Raw genomic sequence first — 16,684 nt, 5'->3', positions numbered from 1 at the left:
CTTGGCCCCCGGAGCGCATGAACGGAATATTTTTCCGAAAGGATTCTCCATGACACGGCGCTTTGTCGCAAGCGCCAAATGCGCCGTGCGCCGCATGCCGGGTGCTTCAGCCGGATTGCTTGATTGCCAGCAGGGCCTGGTTGCGCAGGGTGCGCAGCAGCTGCAGTTCCTTGTCGCCGATGACGATGTCGCCGGCCTGGGGTTTGTCGGCATAGATCAGCGCCACCGGATTGCCCTTCACGGTGAGCGGGAAGAGGACGAAGGTCTTCGCCGTCGAGGCGCGGCGGAACCACTCCGGGATGCGTTCGACGATGCTGGGGTCGTCGATGTCGCTGATCAGGATGTCCACGCCGCGGGCGGTGGCGGCGTGGAAGATGTCGGGGCTGAACTTCAGCGAAAAGCGGAAGTCGCGTGCCAGTTCGTCCACCTCGGGGCCGAGTCCGAAGCGCCCCTGCATGGTGCCGCTGCGGGCGTCCCTGATGCACAGCAGGACGCGCTGGAAGCCCATCGCGCGGTACATGGTCTCGAGGATGATGCGCAGGATGTCGTTGAGCCTGAAGTCCGACACCAGGGTGTTGCTGATGTCCTGGATGCCGGCGGTGAGTACGGCCTGGGCGTCCACGACCTGCCGGTCGGAGCCCGGGTAATGGCCGCTGTCGAGGCCGGCGTCGGCTTCGCTGCGTAGTACGGCAGCGTCCGGCAGGGCGTCGGTGGCGGCGCGCTCTGCGCTGCCGTAGCTGCGCAACTGCTGGCCGAACTGGGTGTGGGCGAGGTTGATGCGGATGATGCGGGCGAAGTCGGTGATTTCCTCGATCGCATGTTGCACGAGGGTGTCGAGCGTCTTGCCGCCGACGGCGAGGGCGTCGGCATAACGCGCGGCGATGCGGGCGATCTCGCGTTCGCGCTCGACGCCACTGCAGCTGGCGAGTGCGCTGCCGAGGTCGTTGGCGTAGGCCGACAGGGTGCGCAGGCGCTCTGCGGGGGTGTGGGCCTTGCGCACGGTGCCGGCGGGAAGTTTTTCCATGCTGCCGACGATGAGGGCGGGGAAGCCCCAGCTGTGGGCGATGCCGATGCCCAGCTGCTCGAAGCCGATGCCCAGCACGCGCTGCGCGGCGGCGCCTTCGCTGCAGCTCTGGCGGGCGACGAGGGCACGGATTTCTTCGCATTCCTCGGGAAAGTAGAACTGTGCGAGCAGGCGGCCGAGATTGTGGAAGACGCCGCAGATGAAGGCTTGCTCGCCGTCGCGCGCATTGAGGTGGAGGGCGATGTTCTTGGCGAGGATGCCGGCAAGGTTGGCGCGCAGGAATTCTTCCTTGAGCTGGGCGGCATTGGCCTTGTTCTGCAGGTGCTCGAAGAGCAGTACGGTGACCGCGATGTTGCGCACGGCGTCGAAGCCCAGCACGATCACCGCGCGCGAGATGGTGCTGATGGCGCCGCCACCGGCCTGACGGTAATGTACTGAATTGACCAGGCGGAGGATCTTGTTGGTGAGCGAGAAGTCACGCAGGATGGACAGCGACAGGCGGCTGATGCTTTCCGATTCGTCAGCGGCGATGCGGTTGATGGTGCTCACCGATTCCGACAGCGCCGGAAAGTCGCTCTTGTGGCGCATGCGCCGGAGCAGGAAGGCTACCGTGCTCTGACTGGCCTCCGCCGCGGTGCCGTCATCGTCGTCGCTGGGGGCGAGGTAGCGCCCCAGCGCCTGGATCAGTTCGTCCATGTCGCGATAGCGGTCGAGCGGCTCGCGCGCCACCGCGCGCAGGGCAATCGCCGCCAGGCGCTCGTCGATGGGCGGCTCGGCGGGCAGGGCGACGTCCTCGTTGGCGACCCGGTGCATGATCGCGTGGATGTCCTGGCCGGCGAAGATGCGTTGCCCGCTGAGCAGCTCGATGAGTATCAGGCCGGCCGCAAAGACATCGTTGCGGGCGCTGACTTCACGGCGGCTGACGTACTCCGGGGCCATGTAGGAGGGGGTGCCGGAGAGCTCGCGGGCGCCGGGGTCGGGGCTGTCTACACGGCGGGCGATGCCGAAGTCCATTACCCGTGGTGTGCCGTCGGCGTCGAGGAGGACGTTACTGGGTTTGAGGTCGCGGTGGATGATCCCCTCGCCATGGGCATGGCCCACCGCGGCGGCGATGGCGGCGAGCAGCTCTGCGGCGCGCCGGCCGGGCAGTGGTGCCTCGCGCTCCATCAGCGTGGCGAGACTTTCGCCGGGGACGTATTCGAACACCAGATAGGGGTCGCCGTCTTCCTCGCCGGCCTCGAAGATCGGCACGATGCCGGGGTGGCGCAGGCGGCTGACGATGCGCGCCTCGGCCAGCAGGTCGGCGTTGTGGCGCGCGTCGGCGGCGTCGAAATGCAGGGTCTTGAGCGCGACTTCGCGCTGCAGGTGGGGATCGAAAGCGAGATAGACCACGCTCTGGGTGCCGCGTCCCAGTTCCCTGATGATATCGAAGCGGCCGATGCGGGCGCTCATGGTGCCTTCCCTGCTCTTGTACGTGTCTCCCGTCTGCCAAGCTATTACAAAAGCTCAGGGGCGTCCAGCGCCTGGGGGCGCCGCTGCCATCGTGCATTGCACAATCGTCCTTCCGGGCAGCTAGCCCGCATTCCTCACCCTGTCCCTACTGCGGGTGCCGATACGCTCGCCGTGGCACGCCGTACTCGCTCGCGCCGCCTCGGCGTAGTGTCAGCTACGCCTTCGGCGTCGTTCGCTCCGTGCGGCGCACCACGGCGGCGCCTCGGCCCCCTCGTGACGTGCCAGGGTGAGAAATACGGGCTAGAATTCCGCGCCCGCGCAGGCCCTTGCGCGCCACCGATCCGTATGGAAGCCGTGATGAAGAAAATCGAGACCGCCTTCGAGCATCTGCTGTTCTCCAGCCGCTGGCTGATGGCGCCCGTCTATCTGGGCCTGATCCTGGCGATGGGGGTGCTGCTGGTGAAGTTCGCCAAGGAGGTCTGGCTCCTGCTGGCCGAGATAATGACCGCGAGCGGTGCGGAAATGATCATCGGCGTGCTGACCCTGGTCGACATCGCCCTGATCATGAACCTGCTGATCATCATCATCTTCAGCGGCTACGAGAACTTCGTCTCCAAGATGGAGGATCTGCATTCCCACAAGGATCGTCCGGACTGGATGGGCCACATCGGCTTCGCCGACCTGAAGATCAAGCTGATCGGTTCCATCGTGGCGATTTCCGGGATCGAGCTGCTGAAAGGCTTCATGAACGTCGACAACCTCAGCGACCGCGAACTTGCCTGGATGCTCGGCATCCACCTCACCTTCATCGTTTCCGGGCTGCTCTACGCGGTGATGGACCGCCTGCAGCGCGGCGGCACGCCGCACTGAGAAGGCCTGACCCTGGCCGGCGCAGCGCGCCGGAGGGTGATCCTCAGACCTGCAGGCGTTCGAGCAGCTCCTGCTCCATGCGCAGTACCTGGGCATCCTGGGTGAGGGCGCTGCCGGTGAGCAGGAAGGTGTCCTCGACGCGTTGGCCGAGGGTGGCGATCTTCGCCGCCTGCACGTTGATGTGATAGCGCGCGAGGATTTCGGCAATGCCGAACAGCAGGCCGGGGCGGTCCGCGGCGATTACCGAGAGGATGTAGTGCCGTCCGGCCTCGTCGGCGCGCACGCTGACCTGGGGAGTGATCGGGAAGTGCTTGACCTGGCGTGACAGGCGGCCCGCGGAGGGGCGTTCGATGGGGCCGCCGCCGGGGGTGTTGAGGCGGGCGGCGAGTTCGTGCTCGATGATCGGCACGAGGTCGCGGTAGCTTCCGGCGCGGCTGGGGTCCTGCAGCATGAAGCTGTCGAGGGCGTAGCCGTGGCGGGTGGTGTGTACCTTGGCGTCGAGGATGCTGAAGCCGAGGCGGCCGAAGAAGCCCGTGAGGCGCACGAACAGATCGGGCTGGTCGCGGGTGAAGACCATCACCTGCACGCCGTCCTCATCTTCCGCGACGCGCGCCTTTACCACCGCCTCGGCAGCATCCGGGCGGTGGTAAAGGACGCGTGAATGCCAGGCGATCTCGTCCGGCGAGTGACGCATGAAATATACCGCGTCGAGTTGCGCCCACAGCTCATCCTCGACTCCCGGGCGCAAGCCGTGGAAACGCAGCAGGCGGCGGGCGTCGTCGAGGCGGTCGTCGAGGCCCAGGGCCTGTTGGGGGGTGGCGCCGCGCAGCAGGCGCTGGGTGGCAAAATAGAGGTCTTCGAGGAGTTTGCCCTTCCAGCCGTTCCACACCGTCGGGCTGGTGCCACGGATGTCGGCGTGGGTGAGCAGGTAGAGGGCGGTCAGGCGGCGCTCGCTGCCCACCAGATCGGCAAAGCGGCGGATCACCTCGGGGTCTGTGGTGTCCTCCTTCTGTGCCACCTGGCTCATGCTCAGGTGATGCTCGACCAGCCAGACCACCAGATCGCGGTCGGCTGCCGCGAAGCCATGCTGTTCGCAGAACTCGCGGGCATCTTCCATGCCCAGGCGGGAGTGATCGCCGCCGCGACCCTTGGCGATGTCGTGGAAGAGGGCAGCAACGTAGAGCAGCCAGTGATCCTCGAAACCGAGGATCAGCCGCGTCATCAGCGGATATTCGTGAGCATGTTCGCCCATGGTGAAGCGGCGCATGTTGCGCAGTACCATGAGGATGTGCTGATCCACGGTGTAGACGTGGAAGAGGTCGTGCTGCATCTGGCCGACGATGCGCCGCCAGGGAGCCAGGTAGCGGCCGAGAATGCCGTACTGGTTCATGCGCCGGAACTCATGCACGATGCCGCGCTTCTGCTGCAGGATGGCGACGAACAGCGCCCGGTGAGCGGGGTTGGCGCGATAGGCGGCGTTGATCAGCTTGCGCGCCAGCCACAGTGCGCGCAGGGTGCGCGCGGTCATGCCTTTGAGTTCCGAGCGCTGCTGCAGGATCAGGAAGCATTCCAGCAGCGCCGCGGGATGCTGTTCGAAGACGTTTTCGTGGCGGATGTCGAGCAGCTCGCGCACGGCCTGGAAGCGCGCATTGATGGTGATCGCCGGGCCCTGCTGGTCGGGGAAGATCTCGGCGCCGTAGTTCTGCAGCAGGATGGTGTTGAGCTGGGTGACTTTCTTGGCCACCAGGTAGTAGCGCTGCATCAGCATTTCGGAAGCCCTGCGCGCGGCGCCTGGCTCGATGCCCATGATGCGCGCCAGGCGTTCCTGGTGGTCGAACAACAGGCGATCTTCGGCACGTCCGGCGAGGTAGTGCAGGCGCACCCGCAGGTGCTGCAGGAAGCGCTCGACGCTGCGCAGTTCGCTGGCCTCCTCGCCGGTGATGAGGCGGCGGCGGGCGAGTTCGCGCCAGTTGCGGCCGAGTCCGGCGGCGCGGGCAATCCAGCCGAGCATCTGCAGATCGCGCAGGCCCCCCGGACTTTCCTTGCAGTTCGGTTCCAGGCTGTAGGGGGTGTCGTTGAAGCGCGCGTAGCGTTGCGCCTGTTCGAGTTCCTTGGCCTTGAAGAAGGCGCGCACATCGAGCTGCTCGCGATGACGGCGGGCGAAATCCTCATACAGCGCGCGGTTGCCGGTGAGCAGGCGGGCTTCGAGGAGATTGGTCTGGACGGTGATGTCCTCCGCGGCGGCGCTGAGGCATTCGTCTACGGTGCGTACGCTGTGGCCGATCTCCAGGCCGACGTCCCAAAGGGCGCCGACGAGGGTGGACAGGCGCGCCTGGAGGTCGGCATCGGCGCTTTCCGGCAGCAGGATCAGCAGATCGACGTCCGAGCACGGAAAGAGCTCGCCACGCCCGTAGCCGCCGACCGCGGCGAGGGTGGCCTGTGGGGGCATCTCGCAAGCCCGCCAGAGGCCGATGATGGCCTCGTCGACGAGATGGGCGCGCCCCTTGAGTACCGTGGCGGTGCGGGGGTGGGCTTCGTAGGCGGCGCGCAGTGCCGCTGCGCCGCTGCTCAGGCTCTGCCGGGTGGCGGCGATGAGCGCGCGCAGCGGATCGTCGGCGTGCCCAGTCACGATGCGCTGGTGTGGCCCAGACGGTCGGCGACGAGTGCCGGCGGGGGCAGGCAGAGGGGCGAGACGGTGAGTACCTCGACTCCGCTGGGGGTGACCAGCACGGTATGCTCCCACTGTGCCGACAGGCTGCGATCCTTGGTGACGATGGTCCAGCCGTCGGGCAACTCGGAGATCGCCGCCTTGCCGGCATTGATCATCGGCTCGATGGTGAAGATCATCCCCGCCTCCAGGGTCACGCCGGTGCCGGCCTTGCCGTAGTGCAGCACCTGCGGCTCTTCGTGAAAGTTCCTGCCGATGCCGTGGCCGCAGAACTCGCGTACCACCGAGAAGCCATTGCCTTCGGCGTGCTTCTGGATGGCGTGGCCGATGTCGCCGAGGCGGGCGCCGGGACGCACTTCGGCGATGCCCAGCCACATGCATTCGAAGGTTACCTGGCACAGCCGGCGGGGCAGGATGCCGGCGTCGCCGACGATGAACATGCGGCTGGTGTCGCCGTGGTAGCCGTCCTTGATGACGGTGATGTCGAGGTTGACGATGTCGCCCTTCTTGAGGGCCTTCTCGGCCGGCACGCCATGGCAGACCTGATGGTTGATCGAGGTGCAGATGGACTTCGGATAGGGTGTGTAGCCGGGCGGGGCGTAGTTCAGCGGTGCGGGGATGGTGCCCTGCACATTGACCATGTAGTCGTGACAGAGGCGATCCAGCTCCGCAGTGGTGACGCCGGGCTTGACGAAGGGGGTGATGTAGTCGAGCACCTCGGCGGCGAGGCGGCAGGCGACGCGCATCTTGGCGATGTCTTCGGGGGTCTTGAGGGTGATGCTCATCTGTGCGGGGCGCCGTAGCAAAGTCCCAAGGCTAGCGCATGCGCGCGTCGCGGGCAAATGTGTGGGGGCTGAGGCGCGCGTGACATGCGCCTTGAGTGCGGTAAGACGGCAGTGTTATCATCTCTGGCTTGTCTGTCCGTAAGGGCAGGCAAAATCCACACGCCCGGCTGAGTACCGAAGGGTCCGCCGGTAATCGTGGTGCGCGGGTTCGCGTGCCGCGGGGTGGTCAGGCTGGTTGCGCAATGGTGCGTGGCCGGCCGGGCCGGGCGGCGGTTCAACCCTTATCCGGAGTTACACAATGACTGTCACGATGCGTCAGATGCTCGAAGCGGGCGTCCACTTTGGTCACCAGACCCGTTTCTGGAATCCGCGCATGGCCCCCTACATCTTCGGCCAGCGCAACAAGATCCACATCGTCAACCTCGAAAAGACCATGGCCAAGTATCTCGAAGCCATGGCCTTCGTGCGCAAGCTGGCCGCCAATCGCGGCAACATCCTGTTTGTCGGCACCAAGCGCCAGGCGCGCGAGATCGTCGCCGAGGAAGCCCGTCGCGCCGGCATGCCCTACGTCGATGAGCGCTGGCTGGGCGGCATGCTGACCAACTTCAAGACCGTCAAGCAGTCGATCAAGCGCCTGAAGGAAATGGAAGCGATGATCGAGGATGGCTCCATCGAGCGCCTCTCCAAGAAGGAAGCGCTGATGGCTTCCCGCGAGCTGGAGAAGCTGCAGAAGTCCATCGGCGGCATCAAGGACATGGGCGGCCTGCCCGATGCGCTGTTCGTGATCGACGTCGGCTACCACAAGATCGCCATCACCGAAGCCCAGAAGCTGGGTATCCCGGTCGTCGCCGTGGTCGATACCAACCACTCGCCGGAAGGCATCGATTACGTCATTCCCGGCAATGACGACTCCTCCCGTGCGATCCGCCTGTACGCCCGCGGCGTTGCCGACGCGGTGCTGGAAGGCCGCAGCCAGTCCCTGCAGGACATCGTTGCCGCCGGCGCCGACGAGTTCGTCGAAGTCGAGGAAAGCGCTGCCGACGAGCAGGCCTGAGCGTCATCTTGAGTCGGCGCCCGCGCTGCGGGCGCCTCACCGATTGAATCGATTGTCAGGAGTTAGCATGGCGGAAATCACCGCAAGCATGGTCAAGGAACTGCGCGAGAAGACCGACGCGCCGATGATGGAGTGCAAGAAGGCGCTCACCGAAGCCGCTGGCGACATGGCCAAGGCCGAGGAAATCCTCCGCGTCAAGCTGGGCAACAAGGCCAGCAAGGCCGCCTCCCGTGTCACCGCAGAAGGCATCGTAGGCACCTTCCTGGCTGCCGACGGCAAGCTGGCGGCGATGGTCGAGCTCAACTGCGAGACCGACTTCGTGGCCAAGAACGACGACTTCATCGCCCTTGCCGGCAAGCTTGCCGAGCTGGTGGCGCAGCAGAACCCCGCTGACGTCGAAGCGCTTTCCGCCCTCGATCTCGGTGGCCAGAGCGTCGAGCAGGTGCGCAGCGAGCTGATCGGCAAGATCGGCGAGAACATGACCATCCGCCGCTTTGCCCGCATTGCGGCGCAGGGCCAGGTGGCCAACTATGTTCACGCCGGCGCCAAGATCGGCGTGCTGGTCGACCTGGTCGGTGGCGACGAACAACTGGCCAAGGATCTGGCCATGCACATCGCCGCTTCCAAGCCGAAGAGCCTTGACTCCACCGGCGTGTCCGCCGAGCTGATCGACGCCGAGCGCCGCATTGCCATCGAGAAGGCACGCGAAGCCGGCAAGCCCGAAGCGATGCTGGAGAAGATCGCCGAAGGCACCGTGCAGAAGTTCCTCAAGGAAGTGACCCTGCTCGGCCAGCCCTTCGTCAAGGACGACAAGCAGACCGTCGAGGCGCTGCTGAAGGCGCGTGGCGCCTCGGTTGCCAGCTTCGTGCTGTACGTGGTCGGCGAAGGTATCGAGAAGAAGACCAACGACTTCGCCGCCGAAGTGGCCGCCCAGGCTGCCGCCGCGGCGCAGAAGTAAGAGGGTCGCATGATGACTGCCGCTGCCTACAAGCGCATTCTCCTCAAGCTCTCCGGTGAGGCCCTGATGGGCGACGATGCCTATGGCATCAACGAAGAGGTCGTCAGTCGCATCGTCGGCGAGATCGGCGACGTCGTGCGGCTGGGCGTGCAGGTGGGTGTGGTGATCGGTGGCGGCAACATCTTCCGCGGCATGAAGGGCGCGGCCACCGGCATGGATCGTGCCACCGCCGACTACATGGGCATGCTCGCCACGGTGATGAATGCCATGGCGCTGGCCGATGCGATGCGTCGCAACGAGCTCGAGGCGCGCGTGCAGTCGGCGCTGCGCATCGACCAGGTGGTCGAGCCCTACATCCGCGGACGTGCCATCCGCCACCTCGAAGAGGGGCGGGTGGTGATCTTCGCTGCCGGTACCGGCAACCCCTTCTTCACCACCGATACTGCTGCCGCGCTGCGCGGCTCGGAGATCGGTGCGCAGATCGTGCTCAAGGCCACCAAGGTGGACGGCGTGTATACCGCCGACCCGAAGAAGGACCCGGAGGCCCAGCGCTACCACCGCATCAGCTTCGACGAGGCCATCGGCCGCAGTCTGGCGGTGATGGACGCCACTGCCTTTGCGCTGTGCCGTGACCAGAAGCTGCCGATCAACGTGTTCTCGATCTTCAAGCCCGGCGCGCTGCGGCGCGTGGTGATGGGCGAGGACGAGGGCACCCTGGTTCATTCCTGAGGATTCGCGCATGATTTCCGAACTCAAGAACACCACCGAACAGAAGATGCACAAGTCGATTGAGGCGCTCAAGGCCGATCTGGCCAAGGTGCGTACCGGTCGTGCCCATACCGGCCTGCTTGACCACGTGATGGTGGAGTACTACGGCTCCATGGTGCCGGTCAATCAGGTCGCCAACGTCACCCTCATCGACGCGCGCACCATCGGTGTGCAGCCGTGGGAAAAGAACATGGTCTCGAAGGTCGAAAAGGCCATTCGTGACTGCGACCTCGGCCTCAATCCGGCCGCCCAGGGCGAGCTCATCCGCGTGCCGATGCCGGCGCTCACCGAAGAGCGCCGCCGTGACCTGACCAAGGTCGTCCGCCAGGAAGGCGAGGGCGCCAAGGTGGCGGTGCGCAACCTGCGCCGCGACGCCAATCAGCAACTCAAGGATGCGGTCAAGGAGAAGCTCATTTCGGAGGACGACGAGCGCCGCGCCGAAGACGACATCCAGAAGCTCACCGATCGCGCCGTCGCCGAGATCGACAAGCTGCTCGCGCAGAAGGAACAGGAACTGATGCAGATCTGATCGCCACGGCGATCGAGACTGCAGCTTTCCTGGCGCGCACCGCGTACCGCCGATGACGGAATCCAGCTTCGTCAGCTCGACCCGGGTGATTCCGGAGGTGGGCGGCGTGCCGCGCCACATCGCCATCATCATGGATGGCAACGGGCGTTGGGCGCGCAAGCGCCTGATGCCGCGGGTCGCCGGCCACAGCCGGGGCGTCGAGGCGGTGCGCGCGGTGATCCGCGCCTGCATGGAGCGCGGGGTCGGCTATCTGACCCTGTTTGCCTTCAGCTCGGAGAACTGGCGGCGCCCGGCCGACGAAGTCTCCTTCCTGATGCAGTTGTTCATGCGTTCGCTGCAAAAGGAGGTCGATCGCCTGCACCAGAATGGCATCCGCTTCCGCGTCGTCGGCGATCTCGCCCGCTTCGACACCAAGCTCGTCGACATGATCCGCAACGCCGAAGCACTGACGGCCGCCAACGAGCGTCTCACCCTGACCGTGGCGGCCAATTACGGCGGGCGCTGGGACATCATGCAGGCGGTCAACCGCCTGCATGCACGGGATCCCCAGCGTGCCGGGGCGTACACCGAGGAGGATCTCGCCGCGGAGCTGGCCATGGCCTATGCCCCGGAGCCCGATCTCTTCATCCGCACCGGGGGCGAGCAGCGCATCAGCAACTTCCTGCTCTGGCAACTGGCCTATGCCGAGCTGCATTTCACCGACACCCTGTGGCCCGATTTCGACGCCGCCGCGCTCGATCTGGCGATTGCGTCCTACCGCAAGCGCGAGCGCCGTTTCGGGCGTACCAGCGAGCAGGTTCAACAGGCTGCGCTGGGGTCGGGCAAGCATGCTTAAGACCCGCATCATCACCGCCCTGTTGCTGCTCGGCGGCCTGCTTGCTGCCGTCTTCCTGCTGCCAGCGCTGGGCTGGCTGCTGTTCTGTGCCGTGCTCGGCGCCCTCGCAGCCTGGGAGTGGGGCGGGCTGAGCCGCTTTGCCACGCCGCTGCGGGCGGTGTATGCGCTCGCCATTGCGGCCACCTGCCTGCTGCTCGGCGGCATGGCCGGGCTCGGCGGCAACACCGGCATGCCCGCCGTGCTGTGGCTGCCTTACGCCCTCGCAGCCTTGTTCTGGCTGCTCTGCGTGCCTTTCTGGTTGCGTGCGAAATGGCAGCTGGGGCGCGGCGCCGCTGCGGTGGTGGTGGGCATCGTCGTGCTCGTGCCCCCGGCGCTGGCGCTGGCCCATCTGCGCGAGCTGGGGCCGTGGCTGCTGCTCGCCGCGCTGGCGGTGTGCTGGGTCGCGGACATCGCTGCCTATTTCGCCGGGCGTCGCTTCGGGCGCCGCAAGCTGGCTCCCGCGATCAGTCCCGGAAAAACCTGGGAAGGCGCCTGGGGTGCGGTTGCCGGCGTGCTGGTCTACGGGCTGAGCGCGCTGTGGCTGCTCTTCGCACCCGCCGCGTCAGGGCTGCTGGCGGTTGTGCCGGCCCTGCTGCTGCTCACCGCGCTGAGTATCATCGGCGACCTTTTCGAGTCCCTGCTCAAGCGTCAGGCCGGCATCAAGGACAGCGGCAGCCTGCTGCCCGGTCACGGTGGCATCCTCGACCGCATCGACAGCCTTACTTCCACCTTGCCGCTGCTCGGCCTTGCGGCGCTCTGGTTTGCCCGCTGAAATGAACACCCCGCGACAGCGCATTACCGTGCTCGGTGCGACCGGTTCCATCGGTACGTCCACCCTCGACGTCATCGCCCGCCATCCCGAGCGCTTCGAGGTCTTCGCGCTCAGCGCCCAGCGCCAGATGGATGCGCTGTTCGCCCAGTGCCTGCGTTTTGCTCCGCGTTATGCGGTGCTTGGCGACGAGGCTGTGGCGCTGCAGTTGCGCCAGCGTCTGGGTGAGGCCGGCAGTGCCACCGAGGTGCTTGGCGGGGCGGCTGCGCTGGAGGATATTGCGGCTGCAGGCGAAGTCGACACCGTGATGGCCGCCATCGTCGGTGCTGCCGGATTGCCGCCGGCGCTGGCCGCGGCACGTGCAGGCAAGAAGGTGCTGCTCGCCAACAAGGAGGCGCTGGTGCTGGCCGGTGGGCTGTTCATGGACGCGGTGGCTGGCGCGGGTGCCTTGCTGCTGCCCATCGACAGCGAGCACAACGCGGTCTTCCAGGCCCTGCCGGCGGACTATCGGCGTGATCCGGCCGTGGCGGGGGTGCGCAGGGTTCTGCTGACTGCTTCCGGGGGGCCCTTCCGCACGCGTGCACTGCACGAACTCGATGGGGTCACGCCCGAGCAGGCCTGCGCCCACCCGAAGTGGGTGATGGGGCGCAAGATTTCGGTGGACTCGGCGACGATGATGAACAAGGGGCTGGAGGTCATCGAGGCCCACTGGCTGTTCGGCGTGGATGCAGATGCCATCGAGGTGGTCGTGCATCCGCAGAGCGTGATCCACTCGCTGGTCGATTACGTTGACGGCTCGGTGCTCGCGCAACTCGGCAATCCCGACATGCGCACGCCCATTGCCCATGCCCTGGCGTGGCCGCAGCGTATCGATTCCGGGGTGCGTGCGCTTGATCTGTTCGAGATCGCCCGCCTCGATTTCGAGCGCCCCGACTATCAGCGCTTTCCCTGCCTGGCGCTGGCCTATGGCGCGCTGCGCAGCGGCGGCTGCGCGCCGGCGGTGCTCAACGCCGCCAACGAGGAGGCTGTGGCCGCCTTCCTCGATCACGGCCTGCCTTACCGGCAGATTCCCGCGGTTATCGCCGCGACGCTGGAACGCGTGTGCGATCTGCCGGTCGACAGCGTGGAGGCCATCCTGGCCGCCGATGTACAGGCGCGTGCCGTGGCCCGCGCGGAGATCCACAAGCGCCGATGAATCTGCTCAACTACCTGATTCCCTTTGCCGCCGCCCTCGGGCTGCTGATCCTGGTCCATGAACTCGGGCATTACCTGGTGGCGCGCTGGTGTGGTGTCAAGGTCCTGCGCTTCTCGATCGGTTTCGGCAAGCCGCTGCTGGCCTGGCGGGCCGGGCGCGACCGCACCGAGTGGGCGCTGGCAGCCTTTCCGCTCGGCGGCTACGTAAAGATGCTCGACGAGCGTGAGGGCGAGGTGGCAGCGCAGGAGCTGCACCGCGCCTTCAACCGTCAGTCGGTGTATCGGCGCTTCGCCATCGTTGCTGCCGGGCCGCTGGCCAATTTCCTGCTTGCCATCGTGCTCTACTGGGCATTGTTTGTCGGCGGCGTGGAGGAGTTGCGCCCGCGCCTGGCCCTCGTCGATGGCCCCAGCATTGCGGCCAGCGCCGGGGTGCGCGATGGCGACCTGGTCACTGCGGTCGACGCAGAGAAGGTGCATAGCTGGCAGGAGTTGCGCTGGGTGCTGCTGCGTCACGCCCTCGATGCACGCCGCATCACCCTGCAGGTCACCACGCTCGAAGGCGAGGTGGCGCAGCGTCATTTCGATCTTGCCGGCATCGCCATCGATGCCGACGAGGACCTCGTCGTCCGCCTCGGCATGCGGCCATGGCGGGCGCCCATCGCGCCGCGGGTCGGCGACCTCGTTGCCGGCGGCGCGGCGGCGCGCGCCGGCGTGCAGAGCGGTGACCTCTTTCTCGAGCTGGGTGGCGAAGCCCTCGATTCCTGGGGCGAACTGGTCGAGCGCGTGCGTGCGGCTCCGGGGGTGCCCTTGAGTGCGCTGATCGAGCGCGATGGCGCGCGTATCGCGCTCAGCGTGGTGCCCGATGCAGCCAGCGAAAACGGCGAGACCGTCGGGCGCATTGGCGTGGCGGTGGCGCGCAGCACAGGCGAGGGCGCCGAGGCGATGTTTGCGGTGGTGCGTTACGGCCCGCTGCAGGGCTTCGCCAAGGCGTTGCAGCAGACCTGGGAGACCAGCGTGCTCAGCCTGCGCATGATTGGTCGCATGTTTACCGGTGAGGTGTCCTGGAAGAACCTCTCCGGGCCGGTCACCATCGCCGACTACGCGGGGCAGACGGCGCAGCTCGGCTGGGGGCAGTACCTCAAGTTCGTGGCCCTGATCAGCATCAGTCTGGGGGTCCTCAACCTGCTCCCCATCCCGGTTCTGGACGGTGGTCATTTGATGTACTATACGGTCGAAATCATCAAAGGCGGCCCCGTTCCGGAGCGCGTCATGGAGATCGGTCAGCAAATTGGTCTGGTATTGCTCGCCTTGCTCATGGCATTCGCCTTCTACAACGACATCTCTCGTCTACTTTCCGGCTGATACCCGATGAATCGCAAGCTCCTTTCCGGGCTGATCATGGCCCTGTTCACCTCTGCGCCGGTTCTGGCCTTCGACCCTTTCGTGGTACGCGACATCCGCGTCGAAGGCATCCAGCGCACCGAGGCGGGCACGGTGTTCAACTATCTGCCGGTACGGGTGGGCGACACCTTTACCGAAGAGCAGGCTGCCGAAGCCATCCGCGGCCTGTTCGCCACCGGTTTCTTCCGCGATGTGCGCATCGAGGTCGAGAGCGACGTACTGGTGGTGATGCTCGACGAGCGTCCGGCGATCGCCCGCATCGATTTCGTCGGCGTCAAGGAGTTCGACAAGGACGCGCTGAAGAAAGGGCTGCGTGAGGTCGGTCTCGCCGAGGCACGCATCTTCGACCGTGCGCTGGTCGAGCGTGCCGAACAGGAGCTCAAGCGCCAGTACCTGTCGCGCGGCAAGTACTCGGCGGTGATCACCACCACGGTGACGCCACTGGAGCGCAACCGCGTGGCGGTGAACTTCACCGTTGACGAAGGCAGTGTGGCCAAGATCCGCCAGATCAGCATCGTCGGCGCGAGTGCCTTCGATGAGTCCGATCTCGTAGATCTGTTTCAACTGCGTACGCCCGGCTGGCTGACCTGGTATACCAAGAACGACCAGTACTCGCGGCAGAAGCTCTCGGCCGACCTGGAGACCCTGCGTTCGTGGTATCTCGATCGCGGTTACCTCGACTTCAACATCGATTCCACCCAGGTTTCCATAACTCCGGACAAGCGTGACATCTACATCACCGTGAGCATCACCGAAGGTGAAAAGTACACCATCTCCGCAGTGCGCTATACCGGGGAGTTGGTGCTCGACGAGGCGCAGTACCGCGCGGTAACGCAGATTCGCCCGGGCGAGGTGTTTTCGCGCGAGAGGCTTACCGAGACCACCAAGGCCATTACCGAGTTGCTCGGCAACGAGGGCTACGCCTTTGCCAATGTCAACGCCGCCCCCGAGGTGGACAAGGACAAGCGCGAGGTTGCCTTCACCATCATCGTCGATCCCGGTCGCCGGGTGTATGTGCGCCGTATCAATGTCGGTGGCAACACCAAGACCCGTGACGAGGTGGTTCGCCGCGAGATGCGTCAGATGGAAGGCGCCTGGTACGATGGCGAGGCCATCAACCGCTCGCGCAGCCGCGTCGACCGTCTCGGCTTCTTCGACGAAGTCAACGTCGAGACACCGCCGGTGCCTGGCACCACTGACCAGGTCGATGTCGACTTTACCGTCAAGGAACGCCCCACCGGCAACCTGATGCTGGGCGCGGGCTTCTCCAGCGCGGAGAAGGTCACCCTGTCGGCCTCGGTGTCGCAGCAGAACCTGTTCGGCAGCGGCAATGCGATGACCATCGGCCTGAATACCAGCAAGTCCAGTCGTACCTATGCGCTGTCGTTTACCAATCCCTACTACACCGTCGACGGTGTCAGCCTGGGCTGGGACATCTATCACCGCACCTACGATGCCGGTGACGCGTATTACTCGATCTCGCCTTACAAGACTGTGTCCACCGGCGCCGGCCTGCGCATCGGCTATCCGATCGCCGAAGACGACATGATCAATTTCGGCATCGGCGTCGATCGCACCGAAATTACGACCTATGGCAGTATCAACAGCAACCCCTCGTCGATCCAGTATCGCAACTTCGCCCGCCAGTACGGTTGTGCGAATGCCATCACCAACAACTGCACCTTCTCGGTGGACAGCCTGACGCTGACTGCAGGGTGGGCGCGCGATGGCCGCGACAGCTTCCTCTATCCGCGTCAGGGCGTATATCAGAACCTTTACGCCGAGTTGGCGACCCCGGTCGGTGACCTGCAGTTCTTCAAGGCCGGTTATCAGTACCAGCACTGGTTCCCGATCGGGCGCGACTACGCCCTCATGCTCAATGGCGAGATCGGCTGGGCAAAGGGCCTGGGCGGCAAGCCGATGCCGTTCTACAAGAACTTCTATGTTGGCGGCCTGGGCTCGGTGCGCGGCTTCGAACAGAGTTCCATTGGTCCCAAGGACAATGAGGGCGATGCCATGGGCGGCACCCGCAAGCTGGTCGCCAATGCCGAGTTCTACTTCCCCTTGCCGGGTTCCGGTCAGGACCGCTCCTTCCGCATCTCGACCTTCCTCGATGCCGGCTATGTCTGGGGCGAGGATCTCAACGGTCGTCAACAGAAACTGCGTTTCGGCGATCTGCGCGCCAGTACCGGCTTGGCCGTGTCGTGGAACTCGCCGGTCGGTCCGCTGAAGTTCAGCCTCGGCTTCCCGATCAAGAAGGGCAATGACGATGAGCCCGAGCGCTTCCAGTTTCAACTCGGTTCGATATTCTGACCGGTGCATGGGCCCGGTTCAGGTG

13 protein-coding genes are annotated in these 16,684 nt (G+C 65.6%); 10 read left to right on the top strand and 3 right to left on the bottom strand.

All coding sequences use genetic code 11. From position 1 onward, the window contains the following. Window positions 1-106 precede the first annotated feature (106 nt). Entirely contained in the window at window positions 107-2,476 is a 2,370-nt protein-coding gene (locus C8261_RS06645) for a serine/threonine protein kinase (RefSeq protein ID WP_107492872.1), read from the bottom strand. Between the two features lie 357 nt (window positions 2,477-2,833). Here C8261_RS06645 and C8261_RS06640 point away from each other — a divergent pair, with 357 nt between their 5' ends. Then, the gene (locus tag C8261_RS06640) at window positions 2,834-3,346 is read left to right on the top strand and encodes a TIGR00645 family protein (RefSeq protein WP_107492974.1); all 513 of its coding nucleotides are present in this window, start codon (window positions 2,834-2,836) and stop codon (window positions 3,344-3,346) included. Window positions 3,347-3,389: 43 nt separating this feature from the next. Here C8261_RS06640 and C8261_RS06635 read toward each other — a convergent pair whose 3' ends face one another. Beyond that, entirely contained in the window at window positions 3,390-5,975 is a 2,586-nt protein-coding gene (locus C8261_RS06635) for a [protein-PII] uridylyltransferase (protein ID WP_107492871.1), read from the bottom strand. Further along, entirely contained in the window at window positions 5,972-6,799 is an 828-nt protein-coding gene (gene map, locus C8261_RS06630) for a type I methionyl aminopeptidase (RefSeq protein WP_107492870.1), read from the bottom strand. The genes C8261_RS06635 and map overlap by 4 nt, the downstream gene beginning before the upstream one ends. A 298-nt stretch (window positions 6,800-7,097) precedes the next feature. On the opposite strand from map, the gene rpsB reads away from it, so the two are divergent. The 9 genes from rpsB (at window position 7,098) to bamA (ending at window position 16,659) form a co-directional block, all read left to right on the top strand. Then, window positions 7,098-7,853 carry a 30S ribosomal protein S2 gene (gene rpsB, locus C8261_RS06625; protein ID WP_107492869.1) on the top strand — a complete coding sequence of 252 codons (756 nt, stop codon included), beginning with the start codon at window positions 7,098-7,100 and terminating at the stop codon, window positions 7,851-7,853. Between the two features lie 67 nt (window positions 7,854-7,920). After that, the gene (gene tsf, locus C8261_RS06620; protein ID WP_107492868.1) at window positions 7,921-8,811 is read left to right on the top strand and encodes a translation elongation factor Ts; all 891 of its coding nucleotides are present in this window, start codon (window positions 7,921-7,923) and stop codon (window positions 8,809-8,811) included. A gap of 12 nt (window positions 8,812-8,823) precedes the next feature. Further along, window positions 8,824-9,540, top strand: coding sequence for a UMP kinase (gene pyrH / locus C8261_RS06615; RefSeq protein WP_107492973.1), 717 nt, complete (start codon window positions 8,824-8,826; stop codon window positions 9,538-9,540). 10 nt (window positions 9,541-9,550) lie between these two features. Continuing rightward, window positions 9,551-10,108, top strand: coding sequence for a ribosome recycling factor (gene frr, locus C8261_RS06610; RefSeq protein ID WP_107492867.1), 558 nt, complete (start codon window positions 9,551-9,553; stop codon window positions 10,106-10,108). 52 nt (window positions 10,109-10,160) lie between these two features. Beyond that, complete coding sequence (gene uppS, locus C8261_RS06605) at window positions 10,161-10,943, top strand: polyprenyl diphosphate synthase (protein WP_181358870.1); 783 nt, start codon at window positions 10,161-10,163, stop codon at window positions 10,941-10,943. After that, window positions 10,936-11,754 (top strand): phosphatidate cytidylyltransferase, encoded by an 819-nt coding sequence (locus tag C8261_RS06600; RefSeq protein WP_107492866.1) that lies wholly within the window; start codon window positions 10,936-10,938, stop codon window positions 11,752-11,754. Before uppS ends, C8261_RS06600 begins: the two co-directional genes overlap by 8 nt. 1 nt (window position 11,755) lies before the next feature. Continuing rightward, a complete protein-coding gene (gene ispC / locus C8261_RS06595) occupies window positions 11,756-12,946 on the top strand; it encodes a 1-deoxy-D-xylulose-5-phosphate reductoisomerase (RefSeq protein WP_107492865.1) in 1,191 nt (396 codons plus the stop codon). Next, entirely contained in the window at window positions 12,943-14,307 is a 1,365-nt protein-coding gene (rseP, locus tag C8261_RS06590) for an RIP metalloprotease RseP (RefSeq protein ID WP_107492864.1), read from the top strand. The genes ispC and rseP overlap by 4 nt, the downstream gene beginning before the upstream one ends. A 6-nt stretch (window positions 14,308-14,313) precedes the next feature. Further along, the gene (bamA, locus tag C8261_RS06585) at window positions 14,314-16,659 is read left to right on the top strand and encodes an outer membrane protein assembly factor BamA (RefSeq protein ID WP_107492863.1); all 2,346 of its coding nucleotides are present in this window, start codon (window positions 14,314-14,316) and stop codon (window positions 16,657-16,659) included. Window positions 16,660-16,684 lie beyond the last annotated feature (25 nt).

This window comes from Pseudothauera lacus, from assembly GCF_003034845.1.
In the GTDB taxonomy this organism is placed as follows: Bacteria; Pseudomonadota; Gammaproteobacteria; order Burkholderiales; family Rhodocyclaceae; genus Pseudothauera; species Pseudothauera lacus.
This window is presented reverse-complemented; position numbering and strand designations above follow the sequence as displayed.